Genomic DNA, 16545 nt, shown 5'->3' with positions numbered 1-16545 from the left:
TATAAAATGATTTTTATTTGTTTTCCAAAAAATCTTTTAGAAAAGATATTTTTGTATTATTAGAAAATTTAGCTGTATACTCTTTTTTTATGTCGTCACATTTTTGCAAAAAAGCAACTTCTTCATAATTTAATATTTCAATAGCTTTTTTGGTTAAATTTTCTTCGTTGAGAGCAATCAATTCTGGAAATTTATTTAATCTATCTTTCATTGCCCCTACATCATAAGATAAAATCGGCAGACCGTAGGCCATAACTTCTAATCCGACGTTTGGTCCTCCTTCATATTTTGACGTGATTAAAAAGCAATTAAAAACATCGAAAAAATCGTATACTTTATCATACGAGACTTCTTCAAAACTTAAAGTAATTAAATCTTCCAGATTTTTTTCTTTAACTAACTTTATGAGGCTTTTGTAATAATCTTCATCACATCCTCCTTTAATAATTAATGTAGATTCAAATCCTTTATTTCTAAGATTTTCAATCAAATTTATGGCATGTTCATATTGCTTTTCTTCTGAATATCTTCCTAAAATACCAAAATCATACAGTGATACATCTTTTTTAGTTCTTACTTTCTTTACACCAAGATTTTCGTTAAAAAGTAAAATTTCTTGTGCTATAGCATTCTTCAGATTTAATTGATTTACAAAAAAATCTTTCTGTTTTTGAGATGTAACGATATTGTATCTTATTTGAGATAAATATTTTAAAACAACATTTTCGAGAGGCTGAAAGAATATAGTTGTGTATTTTATAACTATATTATTCTTTGACTTGTACAATTTTATTAATGGAATATAATCACTTGCAAGAGTGCTTTTTGTGATGATATACAATTTATCAAATCTTGAAAGTTTTTTAAATTTCCAATAAATAAAATCAAATGGTAATGCTTCTAAATTTAATTTTTTCTTTAGATAATTATTTAATTTATAAAAATATCTCTTATCAAAAATATCTGGTCTTCTAAAAAATTTTACCTTCTCATTTATGTAAATGTTTTCAGTAAATTTTAAATTATACACGCCGGCTACAAAAACATGAACCTCTTTTACTTCTGCAAAAGACGCAAAAGTATTGGCTGTATGAATGGTCTCTAACTCACTGCCACCTGAAAATTGAAAGAATGGTGTTGTTATTAATATTTTCATTTAAAAAATTTATACCCTTTCTTAAAAAACTTCAATCCGATGTAACCAACAAAACTTTTTATAATACCTTTAATATCAATAGCTAAAACCTGTGTTAGAATTAAATTTTTAAATAAAAAAAAGTCACAATTGTTTTTTAAGATTAAAGCTTCTCGTAAAAAGTATTTATTTCTCGCTATTATAAATTGTTTAAAAGCTTTGGTATTGACATTTTTCATAAAAATCAAATGTAACAAGTGCTTTCTTCGAGCTTTAAACTCTGATTGAATTTCTCGAAAATTAAGCTTTCCTATCTCTTGAGAAAGAGAATTATTATGTACCCGATATTTGATTAAAACTTCATCTAAAAAATTAATTTTAGGATAATTGTAAAGCATTCTCAAGTTAAAATCCCAATCGTCAAGATTAGATATTTTGGTGTCAAATAATATTTCTTGTTTATCTAAAAAAGATCGTCTCCAAATTGGACCTGACACATAAAATGTTAGATTTCCAATTAAGTAATCTTCAATTATGTGGTTTGAAAAAATTTCACTGTGTTTTAAAACGATGTTGTTTTCAAAATCATAATAAGCGACTTTACAAACATTGCAGTGAAAATTGTTTTTAATAGCATCCAATTGTTTTTCAAGTAAATCTGGATACATAAAATCATCACTATCAAACCATTTTATATAATCTCCTTTACTCAACTCAAATCCATAATTTCGGCATGAATTTGGACCTTTTAGTCTTTCTTTCGGTCTTTTATAATATTGAAATCTATTATCTTTTTTAATGTACTCCGCTAAAACTTCTTGGGTATTATCTGTAGAACCATCATCAACTACTATACATTCCCAATTGTCATAACTTTGCAATAAAATGCTATTTAATGTTTCAGCTATTAAATATGCCCTATTATAAGATGGAATTATTATTGAAATTAAAGGTTTCATAGCGCTAAATTATCCTTAAAAAATCTACGAATGCATTTTAGGAAAGGAACTATTTCGGCATTTTTTAAATAATTTTCGAATAAAAATTTCCATTCTTTAAATGTCAATTTTCTATATCTTTTAATGGCAATTTCGTAAGTCATCAAGAATTCGTTCTTTTGATTTGATTTGAAAAAATCTAGTTTTTCGTAAACCAGATCTGTAAAGAATAATTGTTCAGCCTTATGCTTAGAGTCAAAATTATCTTTTTTACCTGTAATATTTATTTTAGAATGTCTAACAATAACATAGCTAGAGTTTATTGCAAATACGGGTTTGTTTTGGCTAAAGTCTATCCAAGCAATATCATCACTGTGCCATGCTAATGGATACTCTCTAAACCCATATTTCAAATAAGAATTTCTCGTAAAAACATGTTCTGAAAGAGAACTTCTTGTTAATCCTTTAAATCGTTTATAGTAAAAACTTAAAGCCGCTTCCCATTTTGGATGTTCAAATTTTTCTGAAATTTTTTGATTTTCTTCTGAAATACTTTTAGAAGCAAATCTCACGACATCCGTTTTATTTTCAAATTCAGGTAAATTTGAGTAAAATTCTTCAACAACATTTTTGGACAATAAATCATCATCGCCCAAAATCATTATCCATTCTTCATTTTTTGATAAACTGATACAACGTTGCCATTGTTTCACCAAAGAAGTTCCTCCTAAATTCTCCTCGAACCTGTGATATACAAAATCAACTTTTTCTTTAAATTTTTCTAATAAAAAAACTGGATTTTCAGGACTAGCATCATCTCCAATATAAACATTAAATCTTTTATCAGTTTGATTTTGCAAAGATTCTAATGTTTGCTCAAAAAATGTTAATTTATAATATGGAATAATTATAGCAAGCATTTATTGAAATAAAGATTTAAAAAATTTAAATTGAAATTTACTCGCTGGCTTTATCTTAAATAATTTAATCCACAGATAAAAGGCCTGCTTTTTAAGCTTAAGTTTTAAAAGATGATCTAGAAATCTTGCACCATTAATGAACTCATACTTTTTTGAAGAATCATAATTAGATTTATTTAAAGGTAAAAAATTGCGATACAATTCATGAATTTGCAAAGTTGATTTATACCAAGATTCATTTAAAATTCCGATAGATAAATGCTCTAATAAAATTTCTTTTGTTACAACGACTCTGTATCTGTTCTTTAAATATTCAAATGAAAAGTTTAAATCATAATTATGGAAACCACTTAACTTGGTATTAAATATAATGGAATTATCTTTTCTTGCGGCCATAAAAACTCCATCTATTGCTACAACATCTTCTAGAGCATTATTAGTAAATCCTTTGTACCAGTGTTCTTTTCTTCCGTCTCGCAAGTGTTGATAAATGTTCATATACAAATCTTCATTTGCACAATCCCACCATGCTGAAGGCATTTTTGTTTTACTCTTTGCGCCTGCAATACCTATTAATCCAATGTCCTTATTTTTCTGAAAAATTTCGACTACTATTTTTCCCCAGTTTTGAGTGATAAAATGAATATCGTCATGTAGAAAGCAAATTAATTGGTTTTTACTTTGGGTAAGTCCAATATTATAAGCTTCAAAAATTGAATATTCATTATTCGAATTGTCAATTACAACCAGCTCGTGTTCTATACCAATAGTTTGGTTTATGTTATTTACTAAATCATTTGATATTGATTTGGTTCTTGAACAAATAATTATTGATAGCATTTAATTAAAATTGAAATTTCTTTTTTACTCTTTTCCAGAATAATTTTGGATTCTTACTAAAAAAAGCAATCTTTTTTATTTTCAAAAAAATAAAATGCCGAGAGATAAAAGCGTCATCATAAGTGGCTTTAATCATTTTATAATGCCCTGTCACAACTTTTATCTGCTTTTCAATAATAATTTTCTTTACATTTTCATTTTTAATATAGCCAATCATACAGGAGTACATTTTTACATTATTATTTGCTATATCCAAATTTGACATTTTTGATATTACACCAACATTGTACCTGTAAACAGCCATTTTTTCTTCTAAGCATTTTAATTTGCCATATTGAGCAAGAATGATATAAAGAAAATAATCACCTATGGGAGTTAATTGAAATTCGAAAGGAAGTTCTTTGATAACATTTCTAAAAACTACTGATGGTGTATGTATATAGTTACCTAATCTCGCTAGGGTCTCTATGGTTTCATAATCTTGTGGGACATTTGTAATAAAATCATCTACTATTTCTCCATCTTGTTTTAAAATTTTTATCGGATGAAAACATAAAACATAATCTTTATTGTCTTCTAAAAAATCTACTTGTTTTTGCAATTTTAGAGGATCAATCCAGTAATCGTCGCCTTCACAAAGAGCAACATATTTTGCTCCACTTTCAAAACAAGCTTTAAAAATTTGTCTTGCATTTACATTTGCTCCTAAATTAGTATCATTTAAAAACAAATCAATTTTATCTGGATATTTATACTTTAATCTTTTACAAATAGCTCGAGTATCATCCGATGAAAAATCTTCTCCAATAAATAATTTGTAATCAAAATTAGTCGTTTGGTTCATAATAGATTCTATCGTTTGTTCGATAAATTTACTATGATTATAAGTGATCATGTATACCGCTAGGTACGGCAGACTATTTGACTGCATATCCAAAACCTTCTTTTCCAAATTCATTCCCATTATAAAGCATATAGGTAAATCCATTATGCACAAAAACATGACAATACTCCATCATCTTATTATCCCAACCTGAATCTGATAATGTAATACCTGTCTCATCATATCTTTTTTCCCAGTCAATGCCATTTGATGATAATGCTAATCCTAATTTATATCCATCTTTATTAGAAACTCGATATCCGTCAGTATTTCGATATGAAAAATACATATTATAGATATTATTTATTTTTAAAATACATGGTCTACCAAGTGCTTTTGCTTTTTGATCATAATCTACACTAATAGTTCCATTTCTGTTCCAATTAATTCCATCTTCTGATTCAGCATATTTTATATGATATGAAGGTTCAGGATAATTGTTGATTATTTCCCATCCTGTACAAGATATGTACCACATCTTCCAAATGTTCCTTTCCTTAATTACATACGGTGCAGTATTAAAATAAGGTTCATCTAGACTCCTATCGCATATTGGTCCTTCGCTGTATCTTTTAAAAGTTAGTCCATCATCATGACTAATTGCAAGACCTATAGAGAGCCTATAGGAAACTGTTGTTTGAGGATTCCACCCTATATAATACATGAATAATTGATTATTTTCTTTTATCAAACATGATGGCATTATTCCGCTGTCATCGAAAGTTCCTAATTTCCCCAAATCAAGAAGTGGTCCTACGGGTTCACTTATTATTTGAATACTTCCGGCATTTATATTTGCTGTAACATAGTAAGGCAAAGATTTTCCATTTTCATTTCTTGAACTAAAATAAATTCTAAAAGTATTGCCTTCAACATGAAACGCAAACGGTATAGAAGCATGCGATTTTATAAAATCATTTTTATAATCATCTATATTAAAAAGTAGCCCTTTTTTTTTCCACATCCTTATATCTTTTTACTTGAAATTTCTGATTTTTGACCTAGATTCCCTTTATATATTGACCACGATTCAGTATTTTTAGTTATGCTTGCTGACATTCCAACAAAGGTTCCTTCCGCTATATGTAAACCATCTCTAATGGTTGAATTCACTCCAAAAGTACAGTAATTTTCAACCACACAATGTCCTGATAATACTACATGTGATGTAAAAGTAACGTGGTCTTTTATTACACTATGATGACCAATATGATTTCCACTCCATAAAATAACATTGTTACCTATAGTCGTAAAAGGCTGAATTGTATTGTTTTCTAATATAAAGCAGTTATCGCCTATAGATCCATTAAAAATTGTCGCTTTACTACTTATATAACTAATTAAATCATAACCTTTTGATTTAATATTATTATAGATATTTTCCCTTAATGTATTCATTTTTTGAGGTGCCATTGGAGCGAAAAACTTGAAATCTTTTGGAGAATATTTTTTTTCAATATCTTCAAAAGCTTCTATTGGCAATCCTTTAAAAAACTTATCCTCAGGTAAATAATCCTCATTAACAGCAAATGCAACTACATCATGTTGAGAATCATTTTGCAAATAATAATGTGCTAGTTCTGCAAAATCCTGAATTCCAAAAATTATAATTTTTGCCATAATTATTTTTTAAAAACATATATAGTATATTCATACAATCCGTAATCGTTTCTTATAATATAGTTTCTAGAGAGTTCATTGCATAAAAACCTAGTTAATTCATCATGTGAAACATGAAACAGATCTTCCCTTTCCCAGTCAACATTTTTTGACATTACATTAAACGCAAATCCCTTACTCGCTTTTTTATAAATAATTTTTAGCAAATCACAAAAATACTTCCACATTTCATCGTAACTCAATGATCTTTTTTCCGTAAAAACCCCATTCATGATTATATAATCAAAATTATCTAAGGTCGTTTCTGTTTCAAATATATCTAAGCAATAGAAAGAATGATTTGGGAATTTTTCTTTTGAAACATCAATAAATTTATGAGAAATATCTAAGCCGGAATAATTAATTGACATTTTATTCTTCTGAATATAATCTAAAAGATGAGCAGTGCCACAGCCAAAATCTAATAAAGATACTTCTTTGTTGTTTTCTTCATTAAATTTTATAACATCTAACATCACTTTATAGCGTTTGTCTACATCTTCTAACTTTGGCCAATCTACTCCTAAATGATTGTCTCCATACTTTTCTAAACAGCTTTCGTAATGTTTGATTATTTCATTATATTTTTTCATAGATTATCACTATTTAAAAATTCGACAATACTTTTTGACGAATTAAACATCATAACATCGATTATTGATAAATAAGGTATAAATGTATTTTTAAATTGTGAGTAAGTTATCGAAGAGGATCCTATAAATTTTAGACAAATATTTTTATTTAAAAATTCATTTTGTTCGTATAAATCTTTTCCTCCAGATGCATTTAAATATTCTGTAGCGCCAAGTTTTTGACAAATTTCAATTATTTTTTCTTGACCTTTTAAATCATTATTTTTTCTAATTTCAGATGAAATAAGAATGTTTGTTTTTATATCTAGAAAATCACATATCCTTTTTAAAGAATAAATTATGAATTTTGAAATGTTTTTTTCTTTAAAACCTACTATTTCTTCAATAATAGGATAAACTTCCTCGAAAAACGGAGCCTTTGCATAAGATAACTGTATAGTTTTAAGCAAACTATCTTTCCATATAGAATTTATATCAATCTCAATTTCATTGATTAATTTATTCTGACTCGCCAATTTTAGAGGAACTGTAAATAAAAATGCTTTTTCATTTACCAAAATATTATTTCTGTTTATCCATCCTCTTTTTATAAAATTTACATCATCGTAAACTACAAAAGTATCTACTTGGCTGATCAACTTAAAATATCCTATATAAGGAAGAAAATAAGGTTGCATAATAGCTACTCGCATTATAAATTTTCGTTTATAATTGAAATTATTAGTTGTAACTCTTGAACAGACAAGCCAACATATAAAGGTAAGCATAAAACTCGGCAAGAAACACTTTCTGATTGAGGCATTTCGCTATCTTTAATATAACTTAATTTATTTAAAGAAGGGTAAAAATATCGTCTTGGAAAAATTTGATTGTCATTTAATTTTCCTTCTACTTTCAATAATACTTCTTCACTTTTAAAAATAACCGGATAATAACTGTAATTCCATTGCGTATCAGCTCTTAATTTTAAAAGTTGAATTTTATTTAAATTTAAATTTTGATTGTAATAATCTATTACCTTTCTCCTTTCAGAAATTATATTTTCCAAATAAGGTAAAATTGCTAATCCCATTGCGGCATTAAGCTCTGAAATTTTCCCATTAATGCCTACATCATGAAAAGCTAAAGCGCCATTGTGTCCAAAATTATGGCTATAAAAAAATTTATGATATAAGTTTGCATCTTTGGTAAACATTGCCCCTCCTTCTCCGGTATGAAACAACTTAGTTGCATGAAAACTACAAGTACTTATATCTCCATACTCAAATAACGACTTTTCTTTGTAAGTTACACCGAAAGCATGAGCGGCATCATAAATTACTTTTAGATTATGTTTTTGCGCTATAATTTCAATAATTTCTACATTGCATGGATTACCAAAAACATGTGTTGCTAAAATTGCTGTGGTTTTGTCTGTAATAGCGTCTTCAATCTTAGTCTCATCAATAGTTAAATATTCAGGATGAATATCGACAAAAACAGGCGTGCAATTTTCCCAAACAATCGCAGCTGATGTAGCAACGTAACTAAATGGTGTTGTTATAATTTCACCACGATTTCCTAATAATTTTAAGGCTATTTGTAAAGGTATTGTTCCATTATTGGTTACAATAATATTTGAAACATTTAAATATTCTTTTAATTTTTGTTCTAAGGCTATTACAAGCTCTCCGCGATTAGTAAGCCATTGGTTTTCCCAAACACGTCTTAGATACTTATTATATTCTTCTAGCGGCGGTAGAAAGGTTTTGGTTACTGTGATCATTAATTATTTTTTAATATCCAGTTAAACTTAGGTTTAATATATCCTGGTTCTCTTCCCATAAATACTCCTAAATCTCTACTACCATCAACTATATTAAAGGACAAAATATCCTTTTCAATGAAAAGGGCATCGCGTCTGTCTACTATAAAGAAAAAGGATAAAAAATACTGTCCAGATTGAAAGAATGAAGCAGGAAACAAACAAGTTAATTCATTTTTTCCGTATTTTAATTTATTACTTTCATTTGAAAAAGAAAAAAGTGCTTCACCCATTTCATTATACAAATGATATGTAATATGATAACGATCCGCTTGATTATCTTTTAATGTGATTATAGTTGTTAATTCTATTTCATCATTTTCTGAAAGTGGCTCTTCAATATCTTTACCTTTGTTTTTTATTGAAATTTTTTCTAATTTAAACTCATCCTTTTCATAACCATTTGTGAATACTTTTTGGTTTATTATCTCAGAATCTCCGCTTAAATAATAACTAACTGCATGTTCAATATCACTTATTAGTTTTATTTTACCATACTCCATAACTACCCCTTTTGTACATAAACTTTTTACAGCCGCCATATTATGACTTACAAATAAAACTGTTCTTCCTTCTCCTCTAGAAATATCTTGCATCTTACCAATGGCTTTTTTCTGAAATTCGGCATCACCAACTGCCAAAACCTCATCAATAACCAAAATTTCAGGTTCCAAAAAAGCAGCAACGGCAAATGCTAAACGAACTGTCATTCCAGAACTATATCTTTTTACAGGAGTATCTATATAGCGTTCACATCCTGAAAATTCGATAATTTCATCAAGCTTAGAAGTAATTTCTTTTTTTGTCATTCCTAAAATAGCTCCATTCAGAAAAATATTTTCTCTTCCAGTCATTTCGCCATTAAATCCAGTTCCAACTTCTAATAATGACGCAATGCGTCCGCGAGATTTAATACTTCCTGTTGTGGGCGCTGTAACTTTTGAAAGAATTTTTAAAAGCGTAGATTTTCCTGCACCATTTTTTCCGATAATTCCCAAAACTTCTCCTCTTTCAACTTCGAAGTTAATATCCTGCAAAGCCCAAACATAATCTGAAGTTCCTTTTGTAGAACGATCGTTTGTATCTCCAATTCTTAAATACGGATCTTCTTTTCCTCTAATTCTATGCCACCAACGATTTAAATCGTGACTTAGCGTTCCGGTTCCAACCTGCCCTAAACGATACTGCTTAGAGATATTTTCGGCTTTTAAAATAATATCTTTCATTTATACCGTATCTATAAAGCTTTTTTCTGTTCTATTAAAAATCAACAATCCAACAAAGAAAACTACAATTGTAAGTACCATTGTATATACCAAACCTAAAATGGAGATGTTGCCAATACCTAAAAGCATGTAACGAGAAGTTTCTATCACGTAGGCTAATGGGTTATACTGTACTATCCAGCCAAATTTTGGTAGTTTCTCTTTTATCAATTCCATCGGATACATTACGGCCGATATATACATTAGTAATTGTATTCCGAAACTGACTAAATTATTTAAATCACGGTATTTTGTTACCATTGATGAAATTATCATACCTAATCCTAATCCCAAAATACCCATAAATGCGATTACTAACGGAAAAAGTAAAATTGATCCATTTAAACTTAGGTCTGCCCCTTGAAAATAAAAGAAAAGGTAAAAGAATATAAATATCCCGAATTGAATTCCGAATTTAATTAAATTTGAAATCACTATGGACAAAGGAGTTATTATTCTTGGAAAATAAACTTTCCCAAATATTCCTGCATTAGATTTAAAACTATCCGAAGTTCCGCTAAGACAAGAAGTAAAATAATTCCAAACCATGATTCCTGCCAGATTAAATAAAAATGGAGGAATGGTTCCTGTCTTAATTCCGGCAACATTATTAAAGATAATAGTAAATGTTATAGAAGTAAATAATGGTTGTATAAGATACCAAAGAGGTCCTAAAACAGTTTGTTTGTATACTGTAATAATATCCCTTTTGACAAAAAGCATCAATAAATCTCTATATTGCCAAATTTCTTTAAAATTTAACGAAAAAAACTTATTCTTGGGTGTTATTTCAAACAGCCAATCTTTTGTATTATCAATGTGATTCATTAGAAAGAATGGGGTAAAACTTGTTTCTGACAGTATTCAAAAATTAACAAGATTTTTAACATTTTGAAAATTGTTTAAAAATGCCAAAAGGTGTTCTTATAAAAAAAACACCTTTTGATTATATTTTGAATTTGATAAATTAGATTATTTATCTAAGACTTCAAAAGTAGAATTCATACTCTTAAACTCTGGAACGATTTTTTTCATCTTAGTTACAATATCATCATTTTCGTAAAAATCTGCTATCCCGATAAGTTCGTCTACATCGATATGTAAATTCTCGTACTCATCCTGAATTTCTTGTGCAATCATGATTTTGTTGTGGTAAGTTGGAAGAGTCTTAGAAGTATCATTTAACAATTCTTCGTAGAGTTTCTCACCAGGTCTCAAACCAACAATCTTGATTTTAATTTCTTTATCTGGAATAAAACCAGCCAATTTAATCATTTTCTTAGCTAAGTCAATAATTTTCACTGGTTTACCCATGTCAAAAATATATATTTCGCCACCATTACCCATTGCACCAGCCTCTAATACGAGCTGACAAGCTTCTGGAATTGTCATGAAATAACGAATAATATCCTGATGTGTAATTGTCACAGGTCCACCTTCTGCAATTTGTTTAGTAAATAATGGAACAACTGAACCATTTGAACCTAATACATTTCCGAAGCGGGTTGTAATAAATTTAGTCCCTCCTTCTACATTCTCTCTTTGATTCTTTAAGAATAGCGACTGTACATATTTCTCAGCAATTCTCTTGCTGGCCCCCATCACGTTACTCGGATTAACCGCTTTGTCGGTAGAAACCATCACAAATTTCTTAACTTTATATTTACAGGATAAATCAGCCAAGTTTTTAGTTCCTTTAATATTGGTTTGAATGGCCTGTGAAGGATTCTCTTCCATTAGAGGTACGTGTTTATAAGCCGCAGCATGAAAGACAACGTGTGGTGTATAGCTCTTAAATACTTTTTCTAACGCTTTTTTACTTCTAACGTCGGCAATTACAGCTACAATTTTAGTATCAACATTCATCGCTTGTGTCTCTAAACACAAATTGTGCAAAGGTGTCTCAGCATGATCTACAACGATAACTTTCTTCGGCCCAAAATTCAATACCTGTCTCACTATTTCACTTCCAATAGATCCAGCAGCTCCAGTAATTAGAATTGTTTTATCTTTCAGCTGTTTCGAAATTGATTTACTGTCTAGGACTATAGGTTTTCTTTCTAATAAATCCTCAATCTGAATATTTTTTACTTTCTGCGAAATTTCCTTTTGATTTTCCCAATCTGAAATCAACGGAACGGTATAGACTCTATAATTGAATTCTAAACACTGGTCTACTATAATCAGCTGTTCATCTTTTGTTAAACTTTTATCTGCAATGATAACTCCTTCTGCAGCAACAGATCGCATTAAGGCTGGAAGCTTTTTTCTTAAAATTAAAATCGGAAGATCCAGCATACGCTTAGATGCATTCTGATTGTTTTTGTCAACAAAACCAACAATTTTAAATCGAGAAGGTGTTTCAAATTTTAATGCATTAGCGACAGAAATTGCATTGGCATCAGTTCCATAAATTACAGTTCTAACAAGTTTGGTTGTAGCTTTCTCAGAAAAATACATTTCAAAAGTCTGTTTTACTATCACACGATATAAAAACAGTCCACAAAAAGACAAAACCAAATTGATAAAAAGCGCTGTATTTAAGTATGCTTTATGTCCCGTATATAATTCAAAAACAAGATTTATAAACAAGAAAAACACTAAAACCGACATTTGAGAAAACAGCAGTTTTATGGCATCAATATAAGATGAATGTCGAATAATTCCCGAATAAGTTCTAAAAAGCCAAAAGAAAAATATATTGACTAGGATTAAACTTGCTACAAAATAAAAATCGTGCGATGTAATAATATAACCTATAGCCGTTCCGTCAAAAAGCAAATAGGTAAATGAAAAAGAAAAAAACAGAACCATTACATCAATAGCAATGATAATCCATCTCGGCAAATAACTAAGATTATTAATATTTGCCCTAAGATTTCTTGGCGAAAAATTTTTATACAACAAAGATGTTATATTATTTGGTTTATCTGTATTCAATTGATCATTATTTAAGTCAGTATAATTTGAACTTTACACAAAAATACAAATTAAAGGTTTTAAACAATTACTTAGTGGTGCAAATTAAATTTTAACACCTTTTTTCTTTTGTTTCAAAAATTCTAGCAAATAAGTTCCATAACCTGATTTAAGTAATGGTCGAGCTAACTCCTCTAGTTGGGCATCGTTAATAAATCCTTGTCTCCATGCAATTTCCTCAATACAACCTACTTTTAAACCTTGCCTTTCTTCTAGGACCTGTACGAATTGACCAGCTTGCATTAAACTATTAAAAGTTCCTGTATCCAACCAAGCCGTACCTCTACTTAAGATTCCAACTTTTAATTGTCCTTTTTCAAGATATACTTTATTTACATCTGTAATCTCATATTCACCACGAGCACTTGGTTTAATATTTTTTGCTATTTCTACCACAGAATTATCATAGAAATATAATCCCGGAACTGCGTAATTTGATTTAGGCTCTAAGGGTTTTTCTTCGATTGAAATTGCATTTTTATTTTCATCAAACTCAACTACTCCATATCTTTCTGGATCAGAAACGTGGTAAGCAAAAACAACTCCTCCATCCGGATCAGCGTTATCCTTTAAAAGCTGTTGCATATTGGTTCCGAAGAAAATATTATCTCCTAAGACTAAGGCTACTTTATCCTTACCAATAAACTCTTCGCCAATTACAAAAGCCTGAGCTAAGCCATTTGGATTTGGTTGTTCAGCATAACTGAATTTACAACCAATCGAGCTTCCGTCTCCAAGAAGTTTCTTAAAATGTGGTAAATCATGAGGAGTCGAAATAATTAAAATTTCATTGATTCCCGCCATCATTAAAGTTGACAATGGATAATAAATCATTGGTTTATCATAAACCGGCATTAATTGCTTACTTACTGCTAATGTTAATGGATGCAATCTCGTACCAGAACCTCCAGCTAATATTATTCCTTTCATAAAATTTGATTTTAGATTTGAATATTTTGTTTCACAATAGAATACAAAATATCAAATTGTTTTACATAAATATCTTTTTCAAACTATCTTTAAAATTTGGAACGTCTAAACTATAAACTGATTTTATTTTTGTCTTATCTAGCAATGAAAAATTAGGACGTTTTGCTGGTGTTGGGTATGATGAAGATGGTATCCCTCCAACTTTACAATCATAGTTTCCTAATTCTTTAATGCTTAATGCAAATTCGTGCCAACTAATTTCCCCTTCATTAGAATAATTATAAATTCCAGAGATCCATTTTGAAGATTCAACGATATCGATCATTGCTTGTGCCAAATCTGCACCATATGTAGGTGACCCTATTTGATCGTTTACAACATTTATTTCGTCTCTTTCCTGCATTAATCGCTGCATGGTTTTCACAAAATTATTTCCAAATTTGCTATAAACCCAAGAGGTTCTGATAATAATCGATTCAGGATTTTCTTTTAAACATGCAACTTCACCAGCCAGTTTACTTTCTCCATACACATTAATTGGATTAGTTTCCGCCTCTTCATTTAAAGCAACTGAAGAAGATCCGTCAAAAACATAATCTGTTGAAATATGAATTAATTGAGCATTATTTTCTACTGCATATTTTGCAATTAATGCTATTGCTTGCTGGTTTATCTTAAAAGCTAAATCCTTTTCAGATTCAGCTTTATCAACTGCAGTATAAGCACCACAATTAAATATAATATCTGGTTTAATTGCTTCCAATTGAGATTGAAGCAATTCTAAATCATCTAATGTCACTTTATTTCGATCCGCAAATACCCATTCATACTGAGGATAAGCAGGTGCCAAAACCGAAAGTTCAGATCCTAACTGTCCTGTCGCACCAGTTACTAGAATTTTTTTCATTAAAACAAACTATTACAATTATCAATATAAGGTAGAATTTGATCTTTTTCTGAAACTATTGCATCTTTTAAGTCCATACCCCAGTCAATATTTAAAGAAGGATCATCATATTTAATTCCTCCTTCAGAAGGTTTATTGTAAAACTGATCACATTTATACATGACAGAAGCTGTTTCGCTAATAACTGAAAAACCATGTGCAAATCCTTGCGGAACCAACAACTGCTTTTTATTTTCTGCGGACAATAAAATACTGAATGCTTTTCCGTAAGTAGGAGAATCTTTTCTCAAATCTACAGCAACATCGATGATTTCACCTTCTAAAACTCTAACTAATTTTGTTTGCGCAAAAGGTGGGTTTTGATAGTGCAAACCCCTTAAAGTTCCTTTTTTTGAAAAGGATTGATTATCTTGAACAAAATCAATGTTGATTCCTAGATCTTCAAATTTTGTTTTACTGTAAGATTCAAAAAAATAACCTCTTTCGTCTCCAAAAACTGCTGGTTCTACAATTACTAAGTCTTCGATAAATGTTTTTTCGATTTTCATATTTTAAATTTATTCAATTTAAAAGAAACTAAATATAACTTCCTTTATTCTAATTTTATCTTCATTTTTTAAATTTGATCCCGATGGAAGACATAATCCTTTCTCAAATAATTCTTGAGACACCTTATTTCCATAATAGGGATAATTTTCAAAAAGTGGTTGCAAATGCATGGGTTTCCATAAAGGACGACTTTCTACATTTGCCTTATCAAAAGTAATTCTTAATTTCTCTCTTTCTTCTTGTGTATCTAGCAGTATTGTACTGAGCCAATAATTTGAAAAAAAATCTTCATTTGAATTATCAAAAAGCTTTACATTTTTAATTTCTTTAAAAACTTCTTTATAAAACAAGTGATTATTTCTTCTTGCACTAATATTGTTTTCTAATACTTTCATTTGTCCTAGACCAATTCCTGCACAGATATTACTCATTCTGTAATTATATCCCAATTCGCTGTGCTGATAATGTGCAGCATTATCTTTCGATTGAGTAGCGTAAAAAATTGCTTTGTCTTTTGTTTTTTGAGAGTTAGCAATTAATGCTCCTCCACTCGAAGCTGTGATAATTTTATTACCATTAAAGGAAATTATTCCAAAAGTTCCAAATTGTCCACATTTCTTTCCTTTATAACTACTACCAAACGCTTCAGCACTATCTTCAATAATTGGTATTTCGTATTTTTCCGCTATTGCATGAACTTCATCCACTTTATATGGCATTCCATATAAATGAACTGCAATAATAGCTTTTGGTTTTTTACCTTTTTGTATTCGATCTTTTATTGCAATATCTAAATACTCAGGACAGATATTCCATGTTTCAGGTTCACTATCAACCAATATTGGAATTGCTTTTTGATACAAAATCGGATTTGCTGAAGCAGCAAATGTCATACTTTGACTTATCACTTCATCATCTTCTTTGACTCCAAGTAAAAGTAACGCCAGATGTATTGCTGATGTTCCAGAATTCAGTGCGGCTACAAATTTTCCTTTATCAAAATAATTTTGAAGTTCATTTTCAAATTCATCTACGTTTGGTCCTCCAGAAGTAATCCAATTTGATTTTAAAGCTTTTTGTATATACTCTTGTTCAAAACCACTTTCCTGAGACAACGATAAATAAATCCTATTATTATTCATT

Annotated in this window: 17 protein-coding genes; all 17 read right to left on the bottom strand. The window is 29.5% G+C overall.

Going from position 1 to position 16545, the window contains the following annotated elements; translation table 11 throughout:
* Positions 1-13 precede the first annotated feature (13 nt).
* The 17 genes from K6T82_RS17525 to K6T82_RS17445 all read right to left on the bottom strand — a co-directional run bounded on the left by K6T82_RS17525 (position 14) and on the right by K6T82_RS17445 (position 16544).
* Positions 14-1156 carry a glycosyltransferase gene (locus K6T82_RS17525; protein WP_223708342.1) on the bottom strand — a complete coding sequence of 381 codons (1143 nt, stop codon included), beginning with the start codon at positions 1154-1156 and terminating at the stop codon, positions 14-16.
* A complete protein-coding gene (locus K6T82_RS17520) occupies positions 1153-2094 on the bottom strand; it encodes a glycosyltransferase family 2 protein (RefSeq protein WP_223708339.1) in 942 nt (313 codons plus the stop codon). Before K6T82_RS17520 ends, K6T82_RS17525 begins: the two co-directional genes overlap by 4 nt.
* Positions 2091-2993, bottom strand: a complete 903-nt coding sequence (locus K6T82_RS17515; protein WP_223708336.1) for a glycosyltransferase family 2 protein — start codon at positions 2991-2993, stop codon at positions 2091-2093. The genes K6T82_RS17520 and K6T82_RS17515 overlap by 4 nt, the downstream gene beginning before the upstream one ends.
* Positions 2994-3833 carry a glycosyltransferase gene (locus tag K6T82_RS17510; protein WP_223708334.1) on the bottom strand — a complete coding sequence of 280 codons (840 nt, stop codon included), beginning with the start codon at positions 3831-3833 and terminating at the stop codon, positions 2994-2996. It abuts the gene before it with no gap.
* A 4-nt stretch (positions 3834-3837) separates the two neighbouring features.
* Positions 3838-4728 (bottom strand): glycosyltransferase, encoded by an 891-nt coding sequence (locus K6T82_RS17505; protein ID WP_223709156.1) that lies wholly within the window; start codon positions 4726-4728, stop codon positions 3838-3840.
* A gap of 22 nt (positions 4729-4750) precedes the next feature.
* Complete coding sequence (locus K6T82_RS17500) at positions 4751-5680, bottom strand: glycoside hydrolase family protein (protein WP_223708331.1); 930 nt, start codon at positions 5678-5680, stop codon at positions 4751-4753.
* 2 nt (positions 5681-5682) lie between these two features.
* Positions 5683-6336, bottom strand: coding sequence for an acetyltransferase (locus K6T82_RS17495; protein ID WP_223708329.1), 654 nt, complete (start codon positions 6334-6336; stop codon positions 5683-5685).
* Between the two features lie 2 nt (positions 6337-6338).
* The gene (locus K6T82_RS17490; RefSeq protein WP_223708326.1) at positions 6339-6968 is read right to left on the bottom strand and encodes a class I SAM-dependent methyltransferase; all 630 of its coding nucleotides are present in this window, start codon (positions 6966-6968) and stop codon (positions 6339-6341) included.
* On the bottom strand, positions 6965-7660 hold the full coding sequence (locus K6T82_RS17485; protein ID WP_223708318.1) for a WbqC family protein: 696 nt from the start codon (positions 7658-7660) through the stop codon (positions 6965-6967). Before K6T82_RS17485 ends, K6T82_RS17490 begins: the two co-directional genes overlap by 4 nt.
* Positions 7660-8733 carry a DegT/DnrJ/EryC1/StrS family aminotransferase gene (locus tag K6T82_RS17480; RefSeq protein WP_223708316.1) on the bottom strand — a complete coding sequence of 358 codons (1074 nt, stop codon included), beginning with the start codon at positions 8731-8733 and terminating at the stop codon, positions 7660-7662. Before K6T82_RS17480 ends, K6T82_RS17485 begins: the two co-directional genes overlap by 1 nt.
* Positions 8733-9998, bottom strand: coding sequence for an ABC transporter ATP-binding protein (locus K6T82_RS17475; protein WP_223708314.1), 1266 nt, complete (start codon positions 9996-9998; stop codon positions 8733-8735). The genes K6T82_RS17480 and K6T82_RS17475 overlap by 1 nt, the downstream gene beginning before the upstream one ends.
* Complete coding sequence (locus tag K6T82_RS17470) at positions 9999-10865, bottom strand: ABC transporter permease (RefSeq protein WP_223708312.1); 867 nt, start codon at positions 10863-10865, stop codon at positions 9999-10001.
* A gap of 144 nt (positions 10866-11009) precedes the next feature.
* On the bottom strand, positions 11010-12977 hold the full coding sequence (locus K6T82_RS17465) for a polysaccharide biosynthesis protein (RefSeq protein ID WP_223708309.1): 1968 nt from the start codon (positions 12975-12977) through the stop codon (positions 11010-11012).
* A gap of 84 nt (positions 12978-13061) precedes the next feature.
* Positions 13062-13946: a glucose-1-phosphate thymidylyltransferase RfbA gene (gene rfbA / locus K6T82_RS17460; RefSeq protein ID WP_223708307.1), complete on the bottom strand. Its 885-nt coding sequence runs from the start codon at positions 13944-13946 to the stop codon at positions 13062-13064.
* A gap of 61 nt (positions 13947-14007) precedes the next feature.
* The gene (gene rfbD / locus K6T82_RS17455) at positions 14008-14853 is read right to left on the bottom strand and encodes a dTDP-4-dehydrorhamnose reductase (protein WP_223708305.1); all 846 of its coding nucleotides are present in this window, start codon (positions 14851-14853) and stop codon (positions 14008-14010) included.
* Positions 14853-15401 (bottom strand): dTDP-4-dehydrorhamnose 3,5-epimerase, encoded by a 549-nt coding sequence (rfbC, locus tag K6T82_RS17450; RefSeq protein WP_223708303.1) that lies wholly within the window; start codon positions 15399-15401, stop codon positions 14853-14855. Before rfbC ends, rfbD begins: the two co-directional genes overlap by 1 nt.
* 18 nt (positions 15402-15419) lie before the next feature.
* Positions 15420-16544: a DegT/DnrJ/EryC1/StrS family aminotransferase gene (locus tag K6T82_RS17445; RefSeq protein WP_223708301.1), complete on the bottom strand. Its 1125-nt coding sequence runs from the start codon at positions 16542-16544 to the stop codon at positions 15420-15422.
* Position 16545: the final 1 nt, after the last annotated feature.

It is taken from the genome of Flavobacterium potami (assembly GCF_020026915.1).
GTDB lineage: Bacteria > Bacteroidota > Bacteroidia > Flavobacteriales > Flavobacteriaceae > Flavobacterium > Flavobacterium potami.
The sequence above is the reverse complement of the archived record's forward strand: the minus strand, read 5'-3'. Positions and strand labels throughout refer to the sequence as shown.

Coding starts and splice junctions, on each gene's coding strand:
- K6T82_RS17470 (WP_223708312.1), bottom strand. CDS start 10,865: ATGAATCACATTGATAATACAAAAGATTGGCTGTTTGAAATAACACCC.
- K6T82_RS17500 (WP_223708331.1), bottom strand. CDS start 5,680: ATGTGGAAAAAAAAAGGGCTACTTTTTAATATAGATGATTATAAAAAT.
- K6T82_RS17485 (WP_223708318.1), bottom strand. CDS start 7,660: ATGCGAGTAGCTATTATGCAACCTTATTTTCTTCCTTATATAGGATAT.
- K6T82_RS17515 (WP_223708336.1), bottom strand. CDS start 2,993: ATGCTTGCTATAATTATTCCATATTATAAATTAACATTTTTTGAGCAA.
- K6T82_RS17475 (WP_223708314.1), bottom strand. CDS start 9,998: ATGAAAGATATTATTTTAAAAGCCGAAAATATCTCTAAGCAGTATCGT.
- K6T82_RS17510 (WP_223708334.1), bottom strand. CDS start 3,833: ATGCTATCAATAATTATTTGTTCAAGAACCAAATCAATATCAAATGAT.
- rfbC (WP_223708303.1), bottom strand. CDS start 15,401: ATGAAAATCGAAAAAACATTTATCGAAGACTTAGTAATTGTAGAACCA.
- rfbA (WP_223708307.1), bottom strand. CDS start 13,946: ATGAAAGGAATAATATTAGCTGGAGGTTCTGGTACGAGATTGCATCCA.
- K6T82_RS17525 (WP_223708342.1), bottom strand. CDS start 1,156: ATGAAAATATTAATAACAACACCATTCTTTCAATTTTCAGGTGGCAGT.
- K6T82_RS17505 (WP_223709156.1), bottom strand. CDS start 4,728: ATGATCACTTATAATCATAGTAAATTTATCGAACAAACGATAGAATCT.
- K6T82_RS17490 (WP_223708326.1), bottom strand. CDS start 6,968: ATGAAAAAATATAATGAAATAATCAAACATTACGAAAGCTGTTTAGAA.
- K6T82_RS17495 (WP_223708329.1), bottom strand. CDS start 6,336: ATGGCAAAAATTATAATTTTTGGAATTCAGGATTTTGCAGAACTAGCA.
- rfbD (WP_223708305.1), bottom strand. CDS start 14,853: ATGAAAAAAATTCTAGTAACTGGTGCGACAGGACAGTTAGGATCTGAA.
- K6T82_RS17480 (WP_223708316.1), bottom strand. CDS start 8,733: ATGATCACAGTAACCAAAACCTTTCTACCGCCGCTAGAAGAATATAAT.
- K6T82_RS17445 (WP_223708301.1), bottom strand. CDS start 16,544: ATGAATAATAATAGGATTTATTTATCGTTGTCTCAGGAAAGTGGTTTT.
- K6T82_RS17520 (WP_223708339.1), bottom strand. CDS start 2,094: ATGAAACCTTTAATTTCAATAATAATTCCATCTTATAATAGGGCATAT.